The following is a 22351-nucleotide window of genomic DNA, read 5'->3' as shown; positions in this document are numbered from 1 at the left end:
GCCGAACGGCTGATGATGTGACCATGGCTGTCGGCGGATTCAGCAAGCTACCGGGGGGCACGGTCGTCGTCGCCCTCCGGCTGCCGCATCCGGCCTGCCCGGAGCGGGCCGTACGGGTGGTGGTGCACGCCCAGAACCGGCAGCGGGCCCTCACCCGGCTCAGCAACCTGGGCTTTCGCGGCGCCAGGCTCAGCGGTAACGGGGAGCCGCCCACCCCGGACGAGCTCACGGCGGTGCTGCACCACCCCGACGGGCTGATCTGGCGGGAGTACGAGCCCGGCGGGGACGAGCTGTGGCACCCGATATCGGCGCTCAACCGTACGGCGGGCTGACCGTTTCCCGGCCCTTCAGCCCGCTACGACCGGGCTCCCGGTCAGGGTGACGCCGGCCTCCACGAGCTGGGTCAGCGCCCGGTCGGTGGTCGCCGCGGCCACCCCGGCGGTCAGGCCGAGCAGCACCCGCGTACTGAAGCCCTCGCGGGCGGCGTCCAGGGCGGTGGCCCGCACGCAGTGATCGGTGGCGATCCCCACCACGTCCAGCTCCTGCACGTCCCGCTCGCGCAGCCAGTCCGCCAGCGAGACGCCGTTCTCATCCTGCCCCTCGAACCCGCTGTACGCGGCGGCATACGCGCCCTTGTCGAACACGGCGTCCACGGCGCCCGAGGCGACAGCCGGCGCGAAGTTCGGATGAAACCCGACGCCCTCCGTCCCCGCGACGCAGTGCACCGGCCAGGACGTGACGAAGTCCGGCGTCGCCGAGAAGTGCGGGCCGGGATCGATGTGGTGGTCCCGGGTGGCCACGACATGCCGGTAGCTCCCGGCGGACTCCCCGATCAGATCGGTGATCGCGGCGGCGACGTCGGCTCCGCCGGGGACGGCGAGGCTGCCGCCTTCGCAGAAGTCGTTCTGCACATCGACGACGATGAGTGCCCTGTGCATGGTGCCCTTCCGGCGGAGGTTCGGGATTCACGCACCGTCGCGCGTGACGGCCGTAGGGACAGTACCGCGCCACCGCGGCTGATCGCGCTCACGCTGCGCCAGCCGCAGATCGGATACAGCCCCGCGCCCCTGGTGGTGCCGGGAGCGCCCGCGCGGCGGTTCGTGCCCCGTAGGGGCGCGGGGAACTGCGCGACCAGCCAGAGCGGGCCGCAACTGTGGTCACCGGGCTGTGGTACCCCAGGGGCGCGGGGAACTGCGCGACCAGCCACGGCGGGCCGGCACCTTGGCTACCGGGGGATGTGGGTCTCCGTCGGGATCACGGGCTCGCCGCGGGAGAGCTGGGTCGCGGACAGGGGCAACGTCGCGCGGGCGGTGATGTGGCGGGTGCGGGCCGCGTCCAGGGGCTCGCGGCCGGTGATCTGGCCGCCGCGGACCAGGGGGACCAGCAGCTGGTGGTCGGCGAGGTCCGCCGGAAGGGCCCCCGTGCCGATCACCTCGGCCTCGGCCACCCCGTCCGCGTCCAGCCGCCGCGCCGCCCACTTGCGGCCGCCGACACTCGTCTTCGCGCCCATCGACTTCTTCGCCACCGCCGTCAAAGGCCCCGCGGGGTCCGCGTCGGCGCCGCGCGCCACGAGTTTGTAGACCATCGAGCACGTCGGGTACCCGCTGCCGGTCACCAGCGACGTACCTACCCCGTACGCGTCCACCGGCGCCGCCGCCATCGACGCGATCGCGTACTCGTCCAGATCCGACGTCACGATGATCCGCGTGTTCTTCGCGCCCAGATCGTCCAGCTGCTGCCTGACCCGGTGCGCCAGCAGCAGCAGGTCCCCCGAGTCGATCCGCACCGCGCCGAGCTCGGGCCCGGCCACCTCCACCGCCGTGCGCACGGCCTCCGTCAGGTCGTACGTGTCGACCAGCAGCGTGGTGTCCCGGCCGAGCGACTCCACCTGCGCGGTGAAGGCGTCCCGCTCGGTGTCGTGCAGCAGCGTGAACGCGTGCGCGCTCGTGCCGATCGTGGGGATGCCGTAGCGGAATCCGGCCGCCAGGTTGGACGAGGACCGGAAGCCGCCGACGTACGCGGCCCGCGAGGCCGCCACCGCGGCCAGCTCGTGCGCCCGCCGGGCCCCCATCTCCATCAGCGGCCGGTCGCCGGCCGCCACCGCCATCCGGGAGGCGGCCGCCGCGATCGCCGAGTCGTGGTTGAGGATCGACAGGATCACCGTCTCCAGCAGCACCGCCTCGGCGAAGGACCCCTCCACCCGCAGGATCGGCGACCCGGGGAAGTACACCTCGCCCTCGGGGTAGCCCCAGATGTCGCCGGTGAAGCGGTAGCCGGCCAGCCACTCCAGCGTCGGCCCGTCCACCACCCGCTCGCGTTCGAGGAATTCGAGCACCGGCGGGTCGAAGCGGAAGCTCTGCACCGCGTCGAGCACCCGGCCGGTGCCGCCCACCACGCCGTAGCGGCGGCCCTCGGGGAGCCGGCGGGTGAACGCCTCGAAGACCGAGTGCCGGTGCGCCGCCCCGCTGCGCAGCGCCGCCTGCAGCATCGTCAGCTCGTACCGGTCGGTGAACAGCGCCGTGGACGGCACGTCCACCGGCAGTTCCAGGTCTGCTGTGCTCATGACCGGGATGCTACCCGCATCTCGTCACTTTGACGATTTCCCGGGGCAACCAGGCGCCCATTTGTGCGACACGCCACAGGCGCGGCAGCATGGGACCTGTGAGTCTGACCGCAGCCCCCGTCGAGACCGAGCCACAGTCGACCGAATCCCCGTTCGAGGCCGTCAAACCCGACGTGCCCTGGGTGACCCTCGTCCACAACGACCCGGTCAACCTCATGAGCTACGTGACGTACGTCTTCCAGACCTATTTCGGCTACTCCAAGGGCAAGGCCACCAAGCTGATGAAGGACGTCCACCACAAGGGCCGCGCCGTGGTCTCCAGCGGCACCCGCGAGGAGATGGAACGGGACGTGCAGGCCATGCACGGCTACGGCCTGTGGGCGACCCTCTCGCAGGACCGCTGATGGGCCGCCGCGCCCGCGCCGGCTACTTCGAGAAGGTCTCCGGCGGCGGCGCCGCCATCGCGCTCGACGACGTGGAGATCTCCATCCTGCGCAGCCTCGCCGTGCAGCTGCTCGAACTGGTCGGCCCGGGGGAGCCCGAGCAGGAGGACGCCGATCCGTCCCCTACCTTCGGCGGGGAGACCCCATGGCCGCCTTATTTTGAAGGCCCCAGCAAGCCGCCCACCGACCCCGCGCTGGCCCGGCTGTTCCCCGACGCGTACGAGGAGACCGGCGACGCCGCGGAGTTCCGCCGCTTCACCGAGAACGACCTGCGCGGCCGCAAGCGCAACGACGCCCTGGCCATGATCAAGGTGCTCGACGCCGGCGGCCCGGTGCTCAAGCTGAACCCCGAGCAGGCCAGGCAGTGGCTCGGCGCGCTCAACGACCTGCGGCTGACCATAGGGACCCGTCTCGAGGTCAGCGAGGACGCCGACAGCGAGCTGTACCGGCTGCCGGACGACGACCCGCGCAAGCCCCTGGTGATGGCCTACCTGTGGCTCGGCGGCCTCCAGGAGTCGCTGGTCGAGGCCCTGATGCGCTGACCGGTCGGGGCCCATCGGCCCCGATGCGCCCGACGAGCCGACGCCCCAGCCCCGTGGTACGAATCCGCTTATGACGGATGTGACGGACACGGCGGGCCCGGTGGACACGGCCGAGACCGGCGACGAGGGCTACGCCCGCAGCCTGGGCAGCCGGCAGATCCAGATGATCGCCATCGGCGGCGCCATCGGCACCGGCCTGTTCCTCGGCGCCGGCCGGGCCATCCACCAGGCCGGCCCAAGCCTGATCCTGATGTACGCGGTGGCCGGCGGCGTCATCTTCTGCATCATGCGCGCACTGGGCGAACTGCTCACCTACCGCCCGGTGTCCGGCTCGTTCGCCGACTACGCCCGGGAGTTCCTCGGACCGTTCGCCGGCTACGTCACCGGCTGGACGTACTGGCTGATGTGGGTGGTGACCGGCATGGCCGAGGTCACCGCCGCCGCCACCTACCTGGCCTACTGGTGGCCGGCCGTCCCGCAGTGGTCGGCCGCCCTCGGCTTCCTGGTCGTGCTCTTCGCCGCCAACCTGATCTCGGTACGGCTGTTCGGCGAGGTCGAGTTCTGGCTGTCGATGATCAAGGTGACGGCGATCGTCGGCATGATCCTGATCGGCGTCGGCGTGCTCACCCTCGGCCTGTCCGCGGCCGGCCACACCGCCTCGGTCACCCACCTGTGGGCCGACGGCGGGGTCTTCCCACACGGCGTCGGCAGCTCCCTGATGACGCTGCAGATCGTCATGTTCGCCTACCTGGCCGTCGAACTCGTCGGCGTCACCGCCGGCGAGGCGCAGAACCCGCGCAAGACGCTGCCCAAGGCGATCAACACGCTGCCGTGGCGGATCGGGCTGTTCTACGTCGGCGCCCTCGCCGTCATCCTGTGCGTGGTGTCCTGGACCGAGTTCGAGCCCGGCGTCAGCCCGTTCGTGGCCGCGTTCGCCAAGATCGGCATCCCGTTCGGGGCCGGCGTGGTCAACTTCGTGGTGCTCTCCGCGGCGCTGTCCTCGTGCAACTCCGGTATGTACTCCACCGGCCGGATGCTCCGCGACCTCGCCGCCAACGGCCAGGGCCCGCAGGTCTTCGGCCGGCTCACCGCCCGCCGCACCCCCGCCGCCGGCACGCTCGCGTCGGTCGCCGTGATGAGCATCGGGGTGTGGGTCAACTACGCCGACCCCGAAGGCGCGTTCACCTACATCACCGCCTTCGCCACCGTCGCCGGAGTGTGGACCTGGAGCGTCATCCTGGCCTCGCACATCCGCTACCGGGCCGCGGTGCGGGCCGGACGGGCCGCGCCCGCCTGGTTCACCGCGCCCGGCGGGGCCGCCGCCAGCTGGGTCGCGCTGGCCTTCCTGGTGATGGTCCTGGTGCTGATCGGCCTCGACTCCGAGGCCCGGATCTCGCTGTACGGGGCCCCGCTGTGGCTGGCCGTGCTCGGCGCCGGCTACCCGGTGCTCAAGCGGCGCAACCCGGCCGCCTTCGTCCGCCGCCCGCACCTGGCGCCGGCCGGGCCGCCCACCGGCCCGCCGGCCGGGCCGCTGGCCCCGGACGCCGCCACGCTGTGAGGCACCGGGCGCCTGTTATTTTTCCGGCATGCTCACCATCACCCAGGACCTGTACGACGCGATCGTCGCCCACGCCAGGGCCGACCACCCCGACGAGGCCTGCGGGATCGTCGCGGGCCCGGAAGGCGGCGACCGCCCCGAGCGGTTCATCCCGATGCTGAACGCGGCCCGCTCACCCACGTTCTACGAGTTCGACTCCACCGACCTCCTGAAGCTCTACCGCGAGATGGACGACCGCGACGAGGAGCCGGTGATCGTCTACCACTCGCACACCGCCACCGAGGCGTACCCGTCCCGCACCGACATCAGCTACGCCAACGAGCCGGGCGCCCACTACGTGCTGGTGACCACGGCCGAGGAGTTCGCCGAGCCGTCCCCGTTCCGGTCGTTTCGCATCGTGGACGGCGTGGTCACCGAAGAAGAGGTAAATGTGGTGGCTTCCTACCAGTGACGTCCAGATGACGTCTTGGATCGTGGGACGACGGCGGCCGGGCGGCCGGGGGAATCGATACGATGAGCCCATGGTTTTCCACGACGTGAGCGACAAGGCGCCGGGCACCCTGCTCGTGGCGCGGCTGCACGTCGACCTGTGCCGCCGCACCAGTGCGGCGTGTCCGCGCGCCTGACCCCGCCCGCAGCACCGCCGCAGCACCGCACCCACCCCGCCCCCGTACGCCCCGCGTACGCACGCACTTCACTGGAGCGCCGCCATGGCCATCGAGGTCCGCATCCCCACCATCCTGCGCACGTACACCGACGGCCAGAAGGCCGTCGAGGGCGCCGGCGCCACCCTCAGCGACCTGCTCGCGGACCTGGACAGCCGGCACGCGGGGCTGCGCGACCGGGTGGTGGACGGCGGCGAGCTGCGCCGCTTCGTGAACGTCTACCTCAACGACGAGGACGTCCGCTTCCTGGACGGCATCTCCACCAAGCTCACCGACGGCGACAGCGTGACCATCCTCCCCGCCGTGGCCGGCGGGATGTCCTGATGCGCTACGACAGCCCGCTCGCGGCCGTCGGCAACACCCCGCTGGTCCGGCTGCCGCGCCTGTCGCCGTCCGAGGACGTCAGCGTCTGGGCGAAGCTGGAGGACCGCAACCCGACCGGTTCGATCAAGGACCGCCCCGCGCTGCACATGATCGAGCAGGCCGAGGCGGACGGCCGGCTCACCCCCGGCTGCACGATCCTGGAGCCCACCTCGGGCAACACCGGCATCTCGCTGGCGATGGCCGCGCGCCTGAAGGGCTACCGGATCGTCTGCGTCATGCCGGAGAACACCTCCTCCGAGCGGCGGCAGCTGCTGGCGATGTGGGGCGCGGAGATCATCTCCTCGCCGGCGGCCGGCGGCTCCAACACGGCGGTCAGGGTCGCCAAGGAGCTCGCGGCCGAGCACCCGGACTGGGTGATGCTCTACCAGTACGGCAACCCGGCCAACCCGGCCGCGCACTACGCCGGCACCGGCCCGGAGATCCTCGCCGACCTGCCGACGATCACCCACTTCGTGGCCGGCCTCGGCACCACGGGCACGCTGATGGGGGTCGGCCGCTACCTGCGCGAGAAGGTCCCCGGCGTCACGATCGTGGCCGCCGAGCCGCGCTACGACGACGTGGTCTACGGCCTGCGCAACCTCGACGAGGGCTTCGTCCCCGAGCTGTACGACGAGACCGTGCTCAGCACCCGCTACTCGGTGGGCTCGCAGGACGCGGTCCGCCGCACCCGCGAACTCCTCCAGCAGGAGGGCATCTTCGCCGGAGTCTCCACCGGCGCGGCCCTCCACGCGGCCCTCGGCGTGGCCGCCAAGTCCCACCGCGCCGGCACCCGCGCGGACATCGTCTTCGTGGTGGCCGACGGCGGCTGGAAATACCTGTCGACGGGCATCTACACGGCCGAATCCACGGAGGCGGCGGTAGAGGCCCTGCACGGCCAGCTCTGGGCGTAGCCGTAGGGGGGTCAGCGTCGGCGCCGCACCTGGCGCCACACGCCCCGGTCCAGCGGGCCGACCCGCCGCCGGAAATGCCCGAGTGGAACGTCCCGCTCCTCGCCGGTCTCCAGAAAGCTCGCCCGCCCCCGGGCGTCCCCCACCGCGCCGGCCGGGAGCGCGATCACCCCGGCCCGCTCCTGGTGCGACTTCGTGGTGATCTTCAGGACCCGCGCCACCTCCCCGCGCACCCCCACCACCAGGCACGGCCGGTCCTTCTCCCCGTCGCCGTCCTCATAGGGCACCCGCGCCCACCACACCTCGCCGGCCACCGGCCGGCCCGCCCGCCGGCGCGGCCGGGACCGCGCCTCGACCAGCGTCGCCACCAACGCCAGTGCCGCCACCACGAGCACCGCGACCCACATGGACGAGCTCACGACCGCTCCCGCCTGTCCGCGCGCCCCGCCGCACGGCGGCGGCACGCTCGAAAATCCGCACGACTAGCGACAGTACCGGCCCCCGCACCCCCGCCCGTACTGGTGATTCCGCCCACAACGGGGCGCTGTGAAGGAGCGCGGGCCGGTCCCGCGGCTTACGCTCGGGGGACATGGCGGACCGCTCCCGCCAATCCCCCCACCCCTTGCGGAGTGGGGCGATTGTGGCGCGCCCACGGAGGTGTTTCCCGGAATGAAGCTCACCGTCGTCGGCTGCTCAGGGTCGTTCCCGTCCGCGGAATCGGCCTGCTCGAGCTACCTCGTAGAGGCCGACGGCTACCGGCTGTTGATCGACATGGGTAATGGCGCCCTTGGCGAACTCCAGCGCCACTGCGGCCTGTACGACCTGGACGCCGTACTTCTCAGCCACCTGCACGCCGACCACTGCATAGACATGTGCGGCTACTTCGTGGCCCGCTACTACCGGCACGACGGCGGCCCGCCCGCCGCGATCCCGGTCTACGGCCCGGCCGGCACCGAGCAGCGGCTGAACATCGCCTACGGCGACGTGCCCGACGAGAAGTGCATGAGCGAGGTCTTCGACTTCCGCACCCTGGAGCCCGGCTCGTTCCAGCTCGGCCCGTTCGCCGTCACCACCGACGCGGTCAGCCACCCGGTGGAGGCGTACGGCTTCCGGATCGAGTCCGAGGGGCGTTCGCTGGTGTACTCCGGGGACACCGGCCCGTGCGACGCGCTCAGCGGCCTGGCCGAGAACGCCGACCTCTTCTTGTGCGAGGCGTCCTTCACGTACGGCAAGGAGGACATCCCCGACCTGCACCTCAACGGCCGGGAGGCCGGCCAGATCGCCGCCAAGGCGCGGGCCGGCCGGCTGATCCTCACCCACATCCCGCCGTGGACCAGCCCGGCCGCCAGCCTGCGGGACGCGCAGGCCGGCTTCGGCGGCCCGGTGGAACTGGCCAAGGCCGGCGCCACCTACGAGATCTGACCGGCCGGGCGCGGGCCCGGCCGGCCAGATCAGCGGGTCACCCGCTGACGCGGTACGTCACTTGGTGATGTCCTCGACTTCCTCCTCGGGCTCCCGGCCCGGTGTCATGAGGTTGAACTTCACGATCGCGAACCGGAACACCACGTAGTAGATCGCGCCGAACACCAACCCGATCGGGATGATCAGATACGGCTTGGTGGCCAGGTTCCAGTTCAGCAGGTAGTCGATCAGACCGGCTGAGAAGGTGAAGCCGGCATGCACGCCCAGCGCCCAGGTGATCGCCATCGACGCGGCGGTGAGCACCGCGTGGATCGCGTAGAGCAGCGGCGCGATGAACATGAACGAGAACTCGATCGGCTCGGTGACACCGGTCACGAACGAGGTCAGCGCCAGCGAGATCATCATGCCGAGCACGGCCTTGCGGCGCTCGGGGCGGGCGGTGTGCGCCATCGCCAGCGCGGCGGCCGGCAGGCCGAACATCATGATCGGGAAGAAGCCGGACATGAACTGGCCCGCGTGCGGGTCGCCGGCGAAGAACCGGGTCAGGTCGCCGTGCACGACCTGGTGCGCGGAGTCGGTGTAGTCGCCGATCTGGAACCAGGCCACCGAGTTGACGAACTGGTGCATGCCGATCGGCAGCAGCGCCCGGTTGATCAGGCCGAACAGCGCGGCGCCGCCCCAGCCAAGACCGGTCATCCACTTGCCGAAGCTGGTGATCTGGTCACCGATCGGCTGCCAGCCGGCCACCACCAGGACGCCGAGCGCGGTGCCGACGAAGGCCATGATGATCGGCACCAGCCGGCGGCCGTTGAAGAAGCCCAGCCAGTCCACCAGCTTGGTGCGGTGGAAGCGCTGCCACAGCACCGCGCTGAGCAGCCCGAGGATGATGCCGCCGAGCACGCCCGGATTCTGGAACGAGGCGGCGACCGTGGTGCCGCCCTTCTGCCAGAACCCGCCGCCGAGCCCGGCGCCGGTGTACGTCATGCCGGGCATGTGCGGGTCGATCGGGAACTGGTGGATCACCGCGTAGTACGTCAGGAAGCCGACGATCGCGGCCAGTGCGGTGGAGCCGTCGGACTTCTTGGCGAAGCCGATGGCCACGCCTATGCAGAACAGCAGCGGCAGGCCGAACGACGAGTCGAGCAGCGCGCCGCCGGCGCCGGCGAAGACCCGGGTGACGTCGGTGGGCAGGTGCAGCTTGTCGTGTACGTCCGGCTGGCCGAGCCGGAGCAGGATGCCCGCGGCGGGCAGTACGGCGATCGGCAGCTGCAGGCTGCGGCCGACCTTCTGCAGGCCCTGGAACAGGCCGGATCCCCGCTTCTTCGCGGGAGCCGCCGAGGCGGTGGCCGAACTCATCAGATTCCTCCTGGTGAGGCGGGCGCACTACAGGGGACGGCCCGCCGCCGTGGTCTATACCACTCAGTGGTGTAGACCAGTTGTAACATGTCAGGAGCGGGTGACGGAATCCGTGATTCCGGATCGTGATTCGGGACCGGGCATGCCGAAGGCCCCCAGGTCGTGGACCTGGGGGCCTTCGGGTGAAGCTGGTGGAGCTGGGGTCAGATCAGGCGGGAACGATGTTCTCGGCCTGCGGGCCCTTCTGGCCCTGGGTGACGTCGAAGCTCACCTTCTGGCCTTCCTGCAGCTCGCGGAAGCCCTGCGCGGCGATGTTCGAGTAGTGGGCGAAGACGTCAGCGCCGCCACCGTCCTGCTCGATGAAGCCGAAACCCTTTTCCGCGTTGAACCACTTCACGGTACCTGTAGCCATGTCAATACTCCTTTGGGGCAGGGTTCGGAACCCACGGGATGTGGGAACCGGTTCGCCGCGATGCATGCCCCGTCCAGAAAAAACACCGGAAAAACAAAAGTGCACTCATCGGCCGAGGCCGAAGGGCGCACTTGAAGTTTAATGGGAACCACAACTGCAACTGAGATCCAAAATAGCACGCCCGGGCCCGGCTGGCACGTCCGGCCGCGGATCCGCAGGCAGAGCGGGCGTGTCGCGCCCCGGCGGCGTCGCAAACCTCACTTCAGGTTGTCTTTTTCGAGCTCGTCGCCGAGTTCGTCAGGTTCACGACCAGGTGTCGGCAGGTTGAATTTTGTGATGACGAACCTGAAGAGCGCGTAGTAGACCACCGCGAAGCAGGCGCCCACCACCAGGATCAGCCACGGTTTGGTGGCCAGGTTCCAGTTGATGCAGTAGTCGATCAGGCCGGCCGAGAAGCTGAACCCGTCCTTGATGCCCAGCGCCCAGCACACCGTCATCGAGACACCGGTCAGCACCGCGTGGATCGCGTACAGCAGCGGCGCGATGAACAGGAACGAGTACTCGATCGGCTCGGTGATCCCGGTCACGAACGAGGTCAGCCCGACCGACAGCATCATGCCGCTGATCTCCTTGCGGCGGTGCGGCTTGGCGGTGTGCGCGATGGCCAGCGCCGCGGCCGGCAGCGCGAACATCATGATCGGGAAGAAGCCGGTCTGGAACTGGCCGGCCGACGGGTCGCCGGCCAGGAACCGCGGGATGTCGCCGTGCACCACGCTGCCGTCCGGCTTGGTGAAGTCACCGAACTGGAACCACACGAAGGTGTTCAGGAACTGGTGCAGGCCGATCGTCAGCAGCGCCCGGTTGGCCACGCCGAAGATGCCCGAGCCGATCGAGCCCCGGTCCACCAGCCACTTGCTGAAGCTGGTCAGGCCGTCGCCGATCGGCGGCCACACCCACAGGCACAGCACCGCGAAGACGATCGCGACCCCGGACATGATGATCGGCACCAGCCGGCGCCCGTTGAAGAAGCCCAGCCAGTCCACCAGCTTGGTGCGGTGGAAGCGCTGCCAGAAGTACGCGGTCAGCAGCCCGATCACGATGCCGCCGAAGACCCCCGGGTTCTGGAACTCGGCCGCCACCGCGCTCTGGTCCTTGGCGATGCAGGCGCCCGCGCTCAGGACGGTGTCGGCGGCGCAGTCCTTGGGGAAGGCGTGCAGCACCCCGTTGTAGACCAGGAAGCCGGCCACCGCGGCCAGCGCCGTCGAGCCGTCGGACTTCTTGGCCATGCCGATGGCCACGCCCACGCAGAACAGCAGCGGCAGCCCGAGGCTGCCGTCGAGCAGCGCGCCGCCGGCGCCCGCGAAGACCTTGGCGACCCGGTCCCAGCCCAGGCCGGTGCTGCCGAAGACGTCCGGCTGGCCGAGCCGGTTCAGGATGCCGGCGGCCGGCAGGACGGCGATCGGCAGCTGCAGGCTGCGGCCCATCTTCTGCAGGCCCTGGAAGAGGATGCTCGCCCAGGGCTTGCGGGGCGCGCCGGCCGGCGCTCCGGCGGCGGTCTGCGAACTCATCGGCGTCCTCCCTGGTGACGGCGCGGCCCGGCCCGGCCCGGCCGTCCTGGCACCTGCGATCCCGGCGGCCGGGGCTCCGGCCGGACGCGTACAGTGGTTTAGACCACTTACCGGTCGGGGTCGCCGGCCGGCCGCGGTCGCCGGTCCCTGGCGGGGCGGCGCCCGTGGTCGTCATGCTCGTCCACCCGCCGGACTACCGCCCGTGAAGTTGGTCCAACCGTGCGTTAACGTGACATAACGGACCCGCGGTGGGTCAGGGGACCAGGGGAACAGGAGACACGCACATGGCCACCAAGGCTGAGAAGATCGTCGCCGGGCTCGGCGGACTCGACAACATCGAAGAGGTCGAGGGCTGCATCACCCGGCTGCGTACCGAGGTCAAGGACGCCGGCCTCGTCGACGAGGCCGCGCTCAAGGCCGCCGGCGCGCACGGCGTCGTCAAGATGGGTACGGCGATCCAGGTGGTCATCGGCACCGACGCGGACCCCATCGCGGCGGACATCGAAGACATGATGTGACCCGCTGGACGTGACCCGCTGACGGAGCGGCGGACCCCCGGGCGCGCGGGCGCAGCCGGGGGTTCTGCTTGTGCGCCCGGCCGCACAGGGCACTCCTCCCGGCCGGCCCGGCGCCCGCTCCCGGCCGGCCCGGGCCCCTTCCCCCCGGCCGGGGTTCGGTCCGAGTGAGGCCGCTCACCCGGATAGGCTCATCCGCATGTCACGATTCGACGGCCGCACCCCCGACCAGCTCCGCCCCGTCACCATCGAGCGGAGCTGGAGCAAGCACGCAGAAGGCTCCGTCCTGGTGTCCTTCGGCGACACCCGCGTGCTGTGCACCGCAAGCGCCACCCAGGGCGTACCGCGCTGGCGCAAGGGCAGTGGCCAGGGCTGGGTCACCGCCGAGTACTCGATGCTGCCCCGGGCCACCAACACCCGCGGCGACCGCGAATCCGTCCGCGGCCGGATCGGCGGCCGCACCCACGAGATCTCCCGGCTGATCGGCCGCTCGCTGCGCGCCGTCATCGACTACAAGGCGCTCGGCGAGAACACCGTCGTCCTGGACTGCGACGTCCTCCAGGCCGACGGCGGCACCCGCACCGCCGCGATCACCGGCGCGTACGTCGCCCTCGCCGACGCCGTCAGCTGGATGCAGACCAACCACTTCATCAAGGCCAAGGCCCAGCCGCTCACCGGGACCGTCGCCGCGATCAGCGTCGGCATCGTCGACGGAGTGCCGCTGCTCGACCTCGCCTACGAGGAAGACGTCAAGGCCGAGACGGACATGAACGTCGTCTGCACCGGCGACGGCCGCTTCGTGGAGGTCCAGGGCACCGCCGAAGGCCAGCCCTTCGACCGCGCCGAACTCGACGCGCTGCTCGCCCTCGCCGTCACCGGCTGCGCCGACCTCACCCTCGCGCAGCTCGCCGCACTGGCCGAGACCACCGGCTGACGCCTTCCGCCGTGCGGCGATAATCGCTGCCATGACGACCCGACGACTCGTACTCGCCACCCGCAACGCCCACAAGGTCACCGAACTCCGGGCGATCCTCGCCGAGACCGGGCTCGACGTCGAACTCGTCGGGGCCGACGCCTACCCGCAGATCCCCGACGTCAAGGAAACCGGCGTCACCTTCGCCGAGAACGCGCTGCTCAAAGCCCGCGCGCTCGCCGAAGGCACCGGCCTGCCCGCCGTCGCCGACGACTCCGGCCTGTGCGTGGACGTCCTCGGCGGCGCCCCCGGCATCTTCTCCGCCCGCTGGGCCGGCCGCCACGGCGACGACCCCGCCAACCTCGCCCTGCTCCTCGCCCAACTCGCCGACATCGACACCCCCCACCGCGCCGCCCACTTCGCCTGCGCCGCAGCCCTCGCCCTCCCCGACGGCACCACCCGAGTGGCCGAAGCCCAACTCCGCGGCACCCTCCGCCACACCCCCACCGGCAACGGAGGCTTCGGCTACGACCCGATCCTCCAGCCCGAGGACGACACCCGCACCTGCGCAGAACTGACCCCGGCCGAGAAAAACGCGATCAGCCACCGCGGCAAAGCCTTCCGCACCCTGGCAGCCCACCTCCCCGCCCTGCTGGGCTAGCACGCGAGCCGGGACGACGCGAAGGAGCCCTTGACCTTCATAATGAAGGTCAAGGGCTCTTTTTGCCTTGTGCGCCCGGTCGGATTCGAACCGACAACCTCTAGTTCCTAGGACTAGCCTCTCTACCAATTGGAGTACAGGCGCCCAACCCGAGAGCTACTTTACTTGCCCGGTCCGCCTGGCCGCTCGGGATTATCCGATCCCCGGCCGGAGCCCCTGCGGCGTCCGCCGCGGCACCAGGTGGTGGTGACGGCGTGGCAGTTGGGGCACAGCAGCCGCAGGTTCGCCGCCCGGTTGTCATGCCAGTCGCCGTTGACGTGGTCGACCTCCAGCGTCATGGGCCTGCCGTGCCAGATCGGCCCTGTGCCACACGTGTCGCACCGTTCGGGGACGCCAATCTCGCGCAGCGCGCGGCGCAGTTGGGTGGTCTTCGTACGGCGGTCGCCCTCGTGCAGCCTGAGGATCTCCTCGGCTCGCTTGGCCGGGGTCGGGGAGGGCCGCCCGCGCTGGTGCGCCTGGCCGAGGAAGTGCTCGGTGGAGAGTCCTTCCTCGGCGATCCACGTCCGCAGCAATTTCCGCTGGCCCTCGCTGTCCGGCCGTCCGAGTCGTCGCAGCACCTGCGCCACCGACACCGCGCCGACCACCGATGCGCGCAGCTCCGCCGGATCGGGACGGGGCCCGCTCCGCCGCCGCGTCCGGCGTGTGAAGTGCGTGATGTCGATGCCGAAGTGGTCGAATCTGGCCAGCAGGTAGTGGCGGAGGCGTCTGTAAGACTGGGTGCCGAAGAAGGCCACGACCTCGTCGATGTCCGAGCACTGCGCTGCTGCCTCCGCCAGCCGCTCGTACGAGTAGCGGTTGCCGGCGGCCATCAGTGGCCCCGTCCGGCCGAGCGTGCGGGCGCGGCGCCCCGCTGGCCCTTGCCCCGGCCCCGATAAGTGTCGGTGGTCGAATGGCAGTTGGGGCACAGCAGCCGCAGATTGCCGATCCGGTTGTTGCGCCAGTCGCCGTCCAGGTGGTCGACCTCAAGGGGGAGCGGGCGGCCCAGCCATACAGGACCGGTGCCGCAGAGCGCGCAGCACTCCTCGGTCAGTCGGCCGACTGCCCTCATCGCCTGCTTGAGCCGGTCACCGGGCACCCGGTGGGCGTGCGGGGAAGTCTGGTTGATCAGCAGGTCCGCGGGCGTGCGCCGCAGCTTCCTGCCCATCCGCGACGGCGGTGCGAAGTGCGAGGTATCGATGCCCAGCGTCTTGACCCGTCGCCCGATGTGGGCGTGCTGGCCGCCGACCGCGTCGACGCCGAGCTGCCGCAGCACCTCGCTGAGGCTTGTCGACGCGGCGACCACGGGTGCCAGGCGCTCCCGCGTCCACCGAGCGCCCTCGCGCTCGAAGTGCGCGGTGCTGATCCTCAGCTTCCGCATCCGCTCCGCCAGGTACCGCCGGGACGGTCCTCGCGGATCGACGCCGAGCCTCTCCATCGCCTCCGACATGGTGCATGAAGCGCTTGCGGCGGCGCTGAGCCGTTCATATGTGTACGGACTGGTCGGCACGCCCCCCCACCCCCTCGTTCGCGTGTTCGTATGCCACTCGTACGGCTCAACGAACGGGCGTGCGACAGGTCACGGTCCCGAAAGGGTGGGGGTGGGGGGAGGTCAGATCTTCAGGTCCCTGATCAGCTTGGCCACGTGGCCGGTGGCCTTCACGTTGTAGAAGGCCGCCTCGATGTGGCCGGTCTCGTCGATGACGAAGGTGGAGCGGATGACTCCCATCACCGTCTTGCCGTAGTTGGTCTTCTCGCCGAAGGCGCCGTAGGCGGTCAGGGCCGTCTTGTCGGGGTCTGCCACCAGGGTGACCTTCAGGGACTCCTGCTCGCGGAACTTCGCCAGCTTCTCGGGCTTGTCGGGGGACACCCCGATCACGTCGTAGCCGGCGGCGGCCAGCAGGTCGAGGTTGTCGGTGAAGTCGCAGGCCTGCTTCGTGCAGCCGGGGGTGAGGGCCCGCGGGTAGAAGTAGACGATGACCTTGCGGCCGCGGTGGGCGGACAGTGCGACCTCGTTGCCGTCGGCGTCCGGCAGGGTGAAGTCGGGGGCGGTGTCGCCGGGGGTGAGACGCTCGGACATGGGAAAGCTCCTCAGGCAAACGGGGGTGCCGACGAGGCGCGAGCCGCGTCGTACTGACAGACTGTCCGAACGCTACCGAATCAGGCGAGGGAGGCAGTGCGGTGTCGGAAGTAAGGACTCCCGCCCAGATCGAGGCGGAGATCGCCCGCAGACGGCAGGACCTCGCGGCGACCCTGGACGAGCTCGCGGTACGGGTGCACCCGGTCACGATCGCCCGCGACACCAAGGCCAAGGCCGTCTCCGCGGTGGACCGCACCGTCGGCCAGGCGTATGTCGCGGCCAACCGCGCGGTCACCCGGGCCCGCGCGCAGTTCGTCACCGACGAGGGCGCCCCGCGCCCCGAGCGGATCATCCCGGCGGCCGTGGCGGGCGTCGCCCTGATCGCCGCGGTGGCCGGTCTCTCGATGCGGGCACGCCGCCGGTAACGTCGTGCGGGTGAGTTCCCACGACAGTCCACGCGACAGCGCCCGCACCACCACACCCGCCGCCCCCGCCGACAAGCGCGGCGACGTACCGGGCAGCGAGCACGACAAGCTGCCCATCCGCATGCTGCACGACCGCGTCCTGGTCCGGCAGGACGCCGCCGAGGGCGAGCGGCGCAGCGGCGGCGGCATCCTGATCCCGGCGACCGCCGCGGTGGGGCGCCGGCTGGCCTGGGCCGAGGTGGTCGCGGTCGGGCAGAACGTGCGCGGCGTGGAGGTCGGCGACCGGGTGCTGTACGACCCGGAGGACCGCGCCGAGGTCGAGGTGCGCGGGGTCGCGTACGTCCTGCCTCTAGCCCGGGGCCCGGAAACCCCGGCCCCGGTCGTCTCGGCTGCGGCGGCCCGAGCCCCCAGCCCCGTCGTCTCAGCTGCGGCGGCCGGAAACCCCGGCCCCCGTCCCCTCCGCTACGGCGCCTCCGGGGTCCCGCCGCCGCCCTGGCTGCCGCCGTCACCCGCGCCGCCGCCTTCCCCGCCGCCGGTCAGCCCGCCGATCGGGTTCACCGTCCCGGTGTCCGGCGGCGACGGCGGCTCGCTCGTCGGCGGCTCCGTCGTGGGCGGCGGCTCGCTGGTCGGCTCGTCGGAGGTCGGCGGCGGTTCGCTGGTGGGCTGGTCGGAGGTCGGCGGCGGCGGGGTGGTGGGCTCGTCGGACGTGGGCGGCTGCTCCGTCGTCGGCTCCGTGGTCGGCGCCTGCGTCGTCACCGGCGGCGAGTCGTCCGCGCCGGCCTGGAGCTTCAGGTCGAAGTCCTGCTTCTGGACGCCGGTCAGCGCCGCCTTCGTGTAGTCGGCCCACACCGCGCCGGGCGGCCCGCCGCCGTTGATCCGGTCCAGGCCCATCGCCCCGTACATCGGCTCCTGCGCCCCGTTGTCGGGGTTCATGCCGAACAGCGCGACGACGGTGGCGAGTTTGGGCGTGTAGCCGGCGAACCAGGCGGCCTTGTCGGAGTCCGCGGTGCCGGTCTTGGCCGCCGACGGCCAGTCCGACGCCTGGGCGGCGGTCGCGGTGGCGCCGGGGCTCTCGACGACGCTCTGCAGCACCGAGGTGGTGGTGTCGGCGGCCTGCCGCGGCACCGCCTGCACCGGGTTGCGGGACGGCAGCTTCAGGTCGTGCCCGTCCTTGCTGACCTTGACCACCAGCGAGTACGGGATCTCCTTGCCGTGGTTGGCGAGCGTCGCGTAGACCTGCGCCATCTGCAGCGGGCTGGCGCCGAACGCGCCGAGCGCCATCGCCGGGGTCTTGGGGATGTTCACCGAGTCCGGCATGCCGAGGTCGTGCGCGGTGTCGATCACCTTGCTCGTACCGACGTCCTGCGCCATCTGCGCGAACACCGCGTTGACGGAGTCGTCCATCGCCTGGGTGACGGTGATCTCGCCGTACTTGGCGTTGTCCTCGTTGGCCGGACGGTATCCGGTGGGGCCGTCGGGGCCGATCACCTCGCGCTTGTTGCGGCCGTTGTAGAGGGTGTTCGGGGTGATCTTCCGGCCGTCCTGGGTCTTGGAGGCGTGCTGCACGGCGGAGGCGAAGAGCACCGGCTTGAACGTCGAACCCGGCTGGTACGTGGCGTTGGTGGCGCTGCTGACGTACTGCTTGGTGTAGTCCACGCCCCCGTACAGCGCGACGACCTGGCCGGTGGCCGGGTCGATGGAGGCGCCGCCGGCCCGGATGAACCGGTCGGCCTTGGCCTTGCCGAGCTTGTCGTAGACGTTGTCCTGGGCGGCGGTGACGAACGCGTCCTCGCGCGGCTTCTGGATGGTGGTGACGATCCGGTAGCCGCCGCGCCGCAGGGTGTCGGCGTCGAGTATGTCGTTGTCGGCCAGGTAGCGGTTGACGGCCTCGATGATGTAGCCGCGCTGGCCGGCCTTGCTGGCGACCGGCTTGGGCTTGCCGATGGTGGGGAAGACCGTGGCGTTGCGCTCGGACGCCGACAGCCAGCCCTCCTTGACCATGCCGTCCAGGACGTAGTTCCAACGGCCCTTGGCCGCGGGCGCGTTCTCCGGGTGGGCGGCGAGGTCGTACTCGCTGGGCGCGTTGAGCAGCGTGGCGATGTACGCGCCCTCGGCGGTGGTCAGGTCGGCGGCGTCCTTGTTGAAATACGCCTGGGAGGCGGCCTGGATGCCGTACGCGTTGCGGCCGTAGTAGCTGGTGTTGAGGTAGCCCTCGAGGATCTGGTCCTTGGACTGGTTGCGGTCCAGCTTGATCGCGATGAAGAACTCCTTGACCTTCCGCGAGGCGGTCTGGTTCTGGTTCAGGTAGTAGTTCTTCACGTACTGCTGGGTGATCGTCGATCCGGACTGCCGGCCCTTGCCGGTCGCGGTGTTCCAGGCCGCCCGGAGCATCGCCTTGGGGCTGACCGCGGACTCGTGGTAGAAGTTGCGGTCCTCGGCGGACAGCACCGCGTACTGCGCGGTCTTGGCGACCCCGCTCAGCGGCACGTTCTGCCGGTTCACCGCGCCGTCGCGGGACATCTCGGTCTTGCCGTCGGCGTAGAGGTAGACGTTGCTCTGCGCGGTGGCCGCCGCGTTCGGGTCCGGGATGGACACCAGGGCGTAACCGGTGAAGAACGCGCCGATCAGCAGCATCAGCACCACGATCACGGTGCCGGTGACGGTACGCCACGAGGGCAGCAGCCGGCGCAGCCCGGTGCGGCGCGGCCGGCCCTTGCGGTCGGTGAGCGCGGGACGCGGGCCCCAACCGGCCGTCCCCGGGGATGAATCGCTCCCGCCGGCGCCCCTCGCGTTCCGATTCGGCTCGTCACTCATGTGTGTAGGGACTCCTCCGCCGCCGCTGGGGTTGGTCCGCGGCGGAACATTGTGCGCCGATCGTTACGGACATACACGTACACATATGTACGCGCACGTAGCCTCCATCACACACTGTCGCACCATCCGTCCGTCCTGGATCAGCGGCACGCATCCGTGACAGGGCTGTGACGGGCCGGGCGGCGTAGCGGCGTCGCCCGATGGGGTGAAAACCGATGGTGGGGCGGGACGGATGGGGTTAGTGTTCTCGGCTTGTGTGCCAGGCGGCGAAAGGGGGTATGGGGATGAGCTCCACCAGCGGCGCGATAGGCGGCTCAGAAAGCTCCGGGGGCCCGGGCGGCGCCGGCGGCTTCTACGCGGCCGTGGCGGTGCGTGGCTTCCGCCGCTACGCGACCTACCGCACCGCCACCATCGCGGGCGTGTTCACCAACACCGTCTTCGGCTTCATCATCTGCTACAGCTACACCGCGCTGTGGAGCCAGCGCCCGCACCTGGGCGGCTACTCCGAGCCGCAGGCCCTGACCTACGTGTGGATCGGGCAGGCGCTGCTGGCCGCGATGGCGCTGATGGGCGGCGGTTTCGAGGACGAGCTGATGGAGCGGATCAGGTCGGGCGACATCGCCGTGGACCTCTACCGCCCCGCCGACCTCCAGCTGTGGTGGCTGTCGGCGGACCTCGGCCGGTGCGCGTTCCAGCTGCTCGGGCGCGGCGTGGTGCCGATCGCCTGCGGCTCGCTGGTCTTCGAACTCGCCCTGCCCACCGACCCGTTGACCTGGCTGCTGTTCCTGGCCTCGGTGCTGCTCGGCACGATGGTGAGCTTCGCGATCCGCTTCCTGGTCGGCCTCAGTGCGTTCTGGCTGCTGGACGGGGCCGGCATCAGCCAGGTGGCGTTCCTGGCCGGGCTGTTCTTCTCCGGGATGCTGCTGCCGCTCTCGCTCTTCCCCGGGGCGCTCGGCGAGACCGCCCGCGCGCTGCCGTGGTCGGCGATCCTCCAGGTGCCTGCCGACGTGCTGCTCGGCAGGCACCGGGGGACGGGGGCGCTGGCCGCGCTGGGCTTCCAGGCCGGCTGGCTGGCGGTGCTGCTGGCCGCCGGCCGGACGGTGCAGGCGGTCGCGGCCCGCAGGGTGGTGGTGCAGGGTGGCTGACGTACCCAGGGCCCGTGCGGGCGGCGAGCGGTGGGCGCCGGCCGGCGAACCCGGCGGCCTGGGTGAGCCCGGCGAGCTCCGCGACCTGGGCGAGCCCGGCGGCAGGGTCGCCGAGTCGCTGCGCGCCTACCTGCTGATCGTCGGCATGTGGGTGCGGTCCACGATGGCCTACCGCACGTCCTTCGTGCTCACCGCGTTCGGCAACCTTGTCGCCACCGGCCTGGACTTCGTCACGATCGTGCTGATGTTCTCGCACATCAGCGTGCTCGGCGGCTTCACGCTGCCCGAGGTCGCCTTCCTCTACGGCTCCACCAGCACCGCCTTCGGGGTCGCCGACCTGACCATGGGCTCCATGGACCGGCTCGGCCGCCGGGTACGGGACGGCACCCTCGACACGCTGCTGCTGCGTCCCGTCCCGGTGCTCGCGCAGGTCGCCGCCGACAAGTTCGCGCTGCGCAGGCTCGGCCGGATCACCCAGGGCCTCGCCGTCCTGGTCTGGGCGCTGCTGCGGGTGGACGTGGAGTGGACGCCGGCCAAGGCGGTGCTGCTGCCGCTGATGCTGCTGTCGGGCTCCGCGCTCTTCTGCTCGGTGTTCGTGGCCGGCGGCGCCTTCCAGTTCTGGGCCGGCGACGCGGCCGAGGTGCAGAGCTCGGTGACCTACGGCGGCAACACCATGCTCCAGTACCCGCCGAGCGTCTTCGCCCGCGAACTCGTGCGCGGGGTCACCTTCGTGGTGCCGCTCGCCTTCGTCAACTGGCTGCCCGCCCTGGACATCCTGGGCGAGCCCGATCCACTCGGCCTGCCCCGCTGGGTGGACTTCTGCTCCCCGCTCGTCGCGGCGCTGTGCTGCGCGCTGGCGGGCGCGGCGTGGCGGGCCGGCCTTCGTTCGTACCGCAGTACAGGGAGTTGACCGTATGCCCGAGCCCGCAGGAGAAGCACCGACCGACCAGGACGCCCGCCCCGACGTACTTCCCGGCACCGGCCCCATCATCGAACTCGACGGCGTCGAGAAGGTGTTCGACGTGCGCCGCAAGGCCGGCCCGCTGCGCCGCGAGCGGCACCAGGTGCGGGCGGTGGACGGCATCTCCTTCACCGTGCCGGCCGGCGAGATGGTCGGCTACATCGGGCCGAACGGCGCGGGCAAGTCCACGACGATCAAGATGCTGACCGGGATCCTCAGCCCGAGCGGCGGCCGGATCAGGATCTGCGGTCTCGACCCGACCCGCGAACGCACCCGGCTGGCCCGCAGGATCGGCGTCGTCTTCGGCCAGCGCACGACTCTCTGGTGGGACCTGCCGCTGCGCGACTCCTACCAGCTGGTCCGCCGCATGTACCGGATCGGGGACGCCCGTTACGCCCGCAACCTGGCCCGCTGCGTCGAACTCCTCGACCTGGCGCCCCTGTTGGACGTCCCCGTGCGCCAACTCTCCCTCGGCCAGCGGATGCGCGGCGACATCGCGGCGGCGCTGCTGCACGACCCCGAGGTGCTCTACCTGGACGAGCCGACGATCGGGCTCGACGTGATCAGCAAGGCGAAGGTCCGCGAGTTCCTGCGCACGGTGAACGAGGAGCAGGGCACCACCGTGCTGCTCACCACGCACGACCTCACCGACATCGAGACGCTGTGCAGCAGGGTGATGGTCATCGACCACGGCCGGCTGATGTACGACGGCGGCCTCGGCGGCCTGCACGCGATCGGGGAGAGCGAGCGCGTGCTCGTGGTGGACTTCGCGGCCGAACTCCCCCCGGTCGAGCTCGAAGGCACCCGCTGCGTACGGGTGGAGGGCCCGCGCCAGTGGCTGGCCTTCCCCGCCTCGGCGAGCGCGGCCCCCCTGGTCTCGGCGGTCGCCGCGCGGTACCCGCTGGTGGACCTGTCGATCAGGGAGCCCGCGATCGAAGAGGTGATCGCCCGCATGTACGCGGCCCCGGCCCCGACGGAGGCATGACCGGCACCCCGCCGCC

26 protein-coding genes, 1 tRNA gene and 1 pseudogene are annotated in these 22351 nt (G+C 71.0%); 17 read left to right on the top strand and 11 right to left on the bottom strand.

Annotation, left to right across the window (positions count from 1 at the left end; genetic code table 11):
• Positions 1–23: 23 nt before the first annotated feature.
• Positions 24–332, top strand: coding sequence for a hypothetical protein (locus ACQPW6_RS12335; RefSeq protein ID WP_433889630.1), 309 nt, complete (start codon positions 24–26; stop codon positions 330–332).
• Positions 333–347: 15 nt separating this feature from the next.
• Here ACQPW6_RS12335 and ACQPW6_RS12330 read toward each other — a convergent pair whose 3' ends face one another.
• Both ACQPW6_RS12330 and ACQPW6_RS12325 read right to left on the bottom strand, forming a co-directional pair.
• A complete protein-coding gene (locus ACQPW6_RS12330) occupies positions 348–938 on the bottom strand; it encodes an isochorismatase family protein (protein WP_433889629.1) in 591 nt (196 codons plus the stop codon).
• A 287-nt stretch (positions 939–1225) separates the two neighbouring features.
• The gene (locus ACQPW6_RS12325; RefSeq protein ID WP_433889628.1) at positions 1226–2563 is read right to left on the bottom strand and encodes a nicotinate phosphoribosyltransferase; all 1338 of its coding nucleotides are present in this window, start codon (positions 2561–2563) and stop codon (positions 1226–1228) included.
• An 89-nt stretch (positions 2564–2652) separates the two neighbouring features.
• Between ACQPW6_RS12325 and clpS the strand changes: the two genes are divergently transcribed.
• The 7 genes from clpS (at position 2653) to ACQPW6_RS12290 (ending at position 7045) form a co-directional block, all read left to right on the top strand.
• The gene (clpS, locus tag ACQPW6_RS12320) at positions 2653–2967 is read left to right on the top strand and encodes an ATP-dependent Clp protease adapter ClpS (protein ID WP_433889627.1); all 315 of its coding nucleotides are present in this window, start codon (positions 2653–2655) and stop codon (positions 2965–2967) included.
• Positions 2967–3548, top strand: a complete 582-nt coding sequence (locus ACQPW6_RS12315) for a DUF2017 domain-containing protein (protein WP_433894514.1) — start codon at positions 2967–2969, stop codon at positions 3546–3548. The genes clpS and ACQPW6_RS12315 overlap by 1 nt, the downstream gene beginning before the upstream one ends.
• A 70-nt stretch (positions 3549–3618) precedes the next feature.
• Entirely contained in the window at positions 3619–5106 is a 1488-nt protein-coding gene (locus ACQPW6_RS12310; protein WP_433889626.1) for an amino acid permease, read from the top strand.
• 28 nt (positions 5107–5134) lie between these two features.
• Complete coding sequence (locus ACQPW6_RS12305) at positions 5135–5557, top strand: Mov34/MPN/PAD-1 family protein (RefSeq protein ID WP_433889625.1); 423 nt, start codon at positions 5135–5137, stop codon at positions 5555–5557.
• 70 nt (positions 5558–5627) lie between these two features.
• Positions 5628–5732, top strand: coding sequence for a putative leader peptide (locus tag ACQPW6_RS12300; RefSeq protein WP_433889624.1), 105 nt, complete (start codon positions 5628–5630; stop codon positions 5730–5732).
• An 84-nt stretch (positions 5733–5816) separates the two neighbouring features.
• Positions 5817–6095: a MoaD/ThiS family protein gene (locus ACQPW6_RS12295; protein WP_433889623.1), complete on the top strand. Its 279-nt coding sequence runs from the start codon at positions 5817–5819 to the stop codon at positions 6093–6095.
• Positions 6095–7045, top strand: a complete 951-nt coding sequence (locus tag ACQPW6_RS12290; RefSeq protein WP_433889622.1) for a PLP-dependent cysteine synthase family protein — start codon at positions 6095–6097, stop codon at positions 7043–7045. The genes ACQPW6_RS12295 and ACQPW6_RS12290 overlap by 1 nt, the downstream gene beginning before the upstream one ends.
• Positions 7046–7056: 11 nt before the next feature.
• Here ACQPW6_RS12290 and ACQPW6_RS12285 read toward each other — a convergent pair whose 3' ends face one another.
• The gene (locus ACQPW6_RS12285) at positions 7057–7461 is read right to left on the bottom strand and encodes a type II toxin-antitoxin system PemK/MazF family toxin (RefSeq protein WP_433889621.1); all 405 of its coding nucleotides are present in this window, start codon (positions 7459–7461) and stop codon (positions 7057–7059) included.
• Positions 7462–7711: 250 nt separating this feature from the next.
• Here ACQPW6_RS12285 and ACQPW6_RS12280 point away from each other — a divergent pair, with 250 nt between their 5' ends.
• Positions 7712–8464 (top strand): MBL fold metallo-hydrolase, encoded by a 753-nt coding sequence (locus ACQPW6_RS12280; protein WP_433889620.1) that lies wholly within the window; start codon positions 7712–7714, stop codon positions 8462–8464.
• A gap of 57 nt (positions 8465–8521) precedes the next feature.
• On the opposite strand, the gene ACQPW6_RS12275 is transcribed toward ACQPW6_RS12280, so the two are convergent.
• The 3 genes from ACQPW6_RS12275 to ACQPW6_RS12265 form a co-directional block, all read right to left on the bottom strand.
• Entirely contained in the window at positions 8522–9820 is a 1299-nt protein-coding gene (locus tag ACQPW6_RS12275; protein WP_433889619.1) for a PTS transporter subunit EIIC, read from the bottom strand.
• A gap of 208 nt (positions 9821–10028) precedes the next feature.
• Positions 10029–10232 carry a cold-shock protein gene (locus tag ACQPW6_RS12270; RefSeq protein WP_034275260.1) on the bottom strand — a complete coding sequence of 68 codons (204 nt, stop codon included), beginning with the start codon at positions 10230–10232 and terminating at the stop codon, positions 10029–10031.
• A gap of 257 nt (positions 10233–10489) precedes the next feature.
• Complete coding sequence (locus ACQPW6_RS12265) at positions 10490–11800, bottom strand: PTS transporter subunit EIIC (protein WP_433889618.1); 1311 nt, start codon at positions 11798–11800, stop codon at positions 10490–10492.
• A 284-nt stretch (positions 11801–12084) separates the two neighbouring features.
• Here ACQPW6_RS12265 and ACQPW6_RS12260 point away from each other — a divergent pair, with 284 nt between their 5' ends.
• The 3 genes from ACQPW6_RS12260 to rdgB all read left to right on the top strand — a co-directional run bounded on the left by ACQPW6_RS12260 (position 12085) and on the right by rdgB (position 13889).
• Positions 12085–12318 carry a glucose PTS transporter subunit EIIB gene (locus ACQPW6_RS12260; protein WP_433889617.1) on the top strand — a complete coding sequence of 78 codons (234 nt, stop codon included), beginning with the start codon at positions 12085–12087 and terminating at the stop codon, positions 12316–12318.
• Between the two features lie 196 nt (positions 12319–12514).
• Positions 12515–13249 carry a ribonuclease PH gene (gene rph, locus ACQPW6_RS12255; protein WP_433889616.1) on the top strand — a complete coding sequence of 245 codons (735 nt, stop codon included), beginning with the start codon at positions 12515–12517 and terminating at the stop codon, positions 13247–13249.
• 31 nt (positions 13250–13280) lie between these two features.
• Entirely contained in the window at positions 13281–13889 is a 609-nt protein-coding gene (gene rdgB, locus ACQPW6_RS12250; protein ID WP_433889615.1) for an RdgB/HAM1 family non-canonical purine NTP pyrophosphatase, read from the top strand.
• 70 nt (positions 13890–13959) lie between these two features.
• Here the strand turns inward: rdgB and ACQPW6_RS12245 are convergent.
• From ACQPW6_RS12245 to bcp, 4 genes are all read right to left on the bottom strand, one after another.
• Positions 13960–14033 (bottom strand) — tRNA-Leu (locus tag ACQPW6_RS12245).
• 17 nt (positions 14034–14050) lie between these two features.
• Entirely contained in the window at positions 14051–14758 is a 708-nt protein-coding gene (locus tag ACQPW6_RS12240) for an HNH endonuclease (protein WP_433889614.1), read from the bottom strand.
• Positions 14758–15435 (bottom strand): HNH endonuclease signature motif containing protein, encoded by a 678-nt coding sequence (locus ACQPW6_RS12235; RefSeq protein ID WP_433889613.1) that lies wholly within the window; start codon positions 15433–15435, stop codon positions 14758–14760. The genes ACQPW6_RS12240 and ACQPW6_RS12235 overlap by 1 nt, the downstream gene beginning before the upstream one ends.
• Positions 15436–15537: 102 nt before the next feature.
• Positions 15538–16005, bottom strand: coding sequence for a thioredoxin-dependent thiol peroxidase (bcp, locus tag ACQPW6_RS12230; RefSeq protein WP_433889612.1), 468 nt, complete (start codon positions 16003–16005; stop codon positions 15538–15540).
• A gap of 101 nt (positions 16006–16106) precedes the next feature.
• On the opposite strand from bcp, the gene ACQPW6_RS12225 reads away from it, so the two are divergent.
• Positions 16107–16430: a DUF3618 domain-containing protein gene (locus ACQPW6_RS12225; RefSeq protein WP_433889611.1), complete on the top strand. Its 324-nt coding sequence runs from the start codon at positions 16107–16109 to the stop codon at positions 16428–16430.
• Positions 16431–16551: 121 nt separating this feature from the next.
• Positions 16552–16776 (top strand): annotated as a pseudogene (locus ACQPW6_RS12220) (GroES family chaperonin); the annotation flags it as partial.
• 116 nt (positions 16777–16892) lie between these two features.
• Here ACQPW6_RS12220 and ACQPW6_RS12215 read toward each other — a convergent pair.
• Positions 16893–19244, bottom strand: a complete 2352-nt coding sequence (locus ACQPW6_RS12215) for a transglycosylase domain-containing protein (RefSeq protein ID WP_433889610.1) — start codon at positions 19242–19244, stop codon at positions 16893–16895.
• 284 nt (positions 19245–19528) lie between these two features.
• Between ACQPW6_RS12215 and ACQPW6_RS12210 the strand changes: the two genes are divergently transcribed.
• Genes ACQPW6_RS12210 through ACQPW6_RS12200 form a run of 3 tightly spaced genes read left to right on the top strand, consistent with a single transcriptional unit; the run spans position 19529 to position 22335 of the window.
• Complete coding sequence (locus tag ACQPW6_RS12210) at positions 19529–20389, top strand: ABC transporter permease (RefSeq protein ID WP_433889609.1); 861 nt, start codon at positions 19529–19531, stop codon at positions 20387–20389.
• Positions 20382–21299, top strand: a complete 918-nt coding sequence (locus ACQPW6_RS12205) for an ABC transporter permease (RefSeq protein WP_433889608.1) — start codon at positions 20382–20384, stop codon at positions 21297–21299. Before ACQPW6_RS12210 ends, ACQPW6_RS12205 begins: the two co-directional genes overlap by 8 nt.
• Positions 21300–21303: 4 nt before the next feature.
• Positions 21304–22335 (top strand): ABC transporter ATP-binding protein, encoded by a 1032-nt coding sequence (locus ACQPW6_RS12200; RefSeq protein ID WP_433889607.1) that lies wholly within the window; start codon positions 21304–21306, stop codon positions 22333–22335.
• Positions 22336–22351 lie beyond the last annotated feature (16 nt).

The organism is Streptomyces sp. CA-111067, from assembly GCF_050956065.1.
Lineage (GTDB): Bacteria > Actinomycetota > Actinomycetes > Streptomycetales > Streptomycetaceae > Actinacidiphila.
The sequence above is the reverse complement of the archived record's forward strand: the minus strand, read 5'-3'. Positions and strand labels throughout refer to the sequence as shown.

What these genes read in the sequence shown, in the direction of transcription:
- ACQPW6_RS12335 (WP_433889630.1), top strand. Translation starts at nt 24, where the DNA reads ATGGCTGTCGGCGGATTCAGCAAGCTACCGGGGGGCACGGTCGTCGTC.
- ACQPW6_RS12330 (WP_433889629.1), bottom strand. Translation starts at nt 938, where the DNA reads ATGCACAGGGCACTCATCGTCGTCGATGTGCAGAACGACTTCTGCGAA.
- ACQPW6_RS12325 (WP_433889628.1), bottom strand. Translation starts at nt 2,563, where the DNA reads ATGAGCACAGCAGACCTGGAACTGCCGGTGGACGTGCCGTCCACGGCG.
- clpS (WP_433889627.1), top strand. Translation starts at nt 2,653, where the DNA reads ATGGGACCTGTGAGTCTGACCGCAGCCCCCGTCGAGACCGAGCCACAG.
- ACQPW6_RS12315 (WP_433894514.1), top strand. Translation starts at nt 2,967, where the DNA reads ATGGGCCGCCGCGCCCGCGCCGGCTACTTCGAGAAGGTCTCCGGCGGC.
- ACQPW6_RS12310 (WP_433889626.1), top strand. Translation starts at nt 3,619, where the DNA reads ATGACGGATGTGACGGACACGGCGGGCCCGGTGGACACGGCCGAGACC.
- ACQPW6_RS12305 (WP_433889625.1), top strand. Translation starts at nt 5,135, where the DNA reads ATGCTCACCATCACCCAGGACCTGTACGACGCGATCGTCGCCCACGCC.
- ACQPW6_RS12300 (WP_433889624.1), top strand. Translation starts at nt 5,628, where the DNA reads ATGGTTTTCCACGACGTGAGCGACAAGGCGCCGGGCACCCTGCTCGTG.
- ACQPW6_RS12295 (WP_433889623.1), top strand. Translation starts at nt 5,817, where the DNA reads ATGGCCATCGAGGTCCGCATCCCCACCATCCTGCGCACGTACACCGAC.
- ACQPW6_RS12290 (WP_433889622.1), top strand. Translation starts at nt 6,095, where the DNA reads ATGCGCTACGACAGCCCGCTCGCGGCCGTCGGCAACACCCCGCTGGTC.
- ACQPW6_RS12280 (WP_433889620.1), top strand. Translation starts at nt 7,712, where the DNA reads ATGAAGCTCACCGTCGTCGGCTGCTCAGGGTCGTTCCCGTCCGCGGAA.
- ACQPW6_RS12275 (WP_433889619.1), bottom strand. Translation starts at nt 9,820, where the DNA reads ATGAGTTCGGCCACCGCCTCGGCGGCTCCCGCGAAGAAGCGGGGATCC.
- ACQPW6_RS12270 (WP_034275260.1), bottom strand. Translation starts at nt 10,232, where the DNA reads ATGGCTACAGGTACCGTGAAGTGGTTCAACGCGGAAAAGGGTTTCGGC.
- ACQPW6_RS12265 (WP_433889618.1), bottom strand. Translation starts at nt 11,800, where the DNA reads ATGAGTTCGCAGACCGCCGCCGGAGCGCCGGCCGGCGCGCCCCGCAAG.
- ACQPW6_RS12260 (WP_433889617.1), top strand. Translation starts at nt 12,085, where the DNA reads ATGGCCACCAAGGCTGAGAAGATCGTCGCCGGGCTCGGCGGACTCGAC.
- rph (WP_433889616.1), top strand. Translation starts at nt 12,515, where the DNA reads ATGTCACGATTCGACGGCCGCACCCCCGACCAGCTCCGCCCCGTCACC.
- rdgB (WP_433889615.1), top strand. Translation starts at nt 13,281, where the DNA reads ATGACGACCCGACGACTCGTACTCGCCACCCGCAACGCCCACAAGGTC.
- ACQPW6_RS12240 (WP_433889614.1), bottom strand. Translation starts at nt 14,758, where the DNA reads ATGGCCGCCGGCAACCGCTACTCGTACGAGCGGCTGGCGGAGGCAGCA.
- bcp (WP_433889612.1), bottom strand. Translation starts at nt 16,005, where the DNA reads ATGTCCGAGCGTCTCACCCCCGGCGACACCGCCCCCGACTTCACCCTG.
- ACQPW6_RS12215 (WP_433889610.1), bottom strand. Translation starts at nt 19,244, where the DNA reads ATGAGTGACGAGCCGAATCGGAACGCGAGGGGCGCCGGCGGGAGCGAT.
- ACQPW6_RS12210 (WP_433889609.1), top strand. Translation starts at nt 19,529, where the DNA reads ATGAGCTCCACCAGCGGCGCGATAGGCGGCTCAGAAAGCTCCGGGGGC.
- ACQPW6_RS12200 (WP_433889607.1), top strand. Translation starts at nt 21,304, where the DNA reads ATGCCCGAGCCCGCAGGAGAAGCACCGACCGACCAGGACGCCCGCCCC.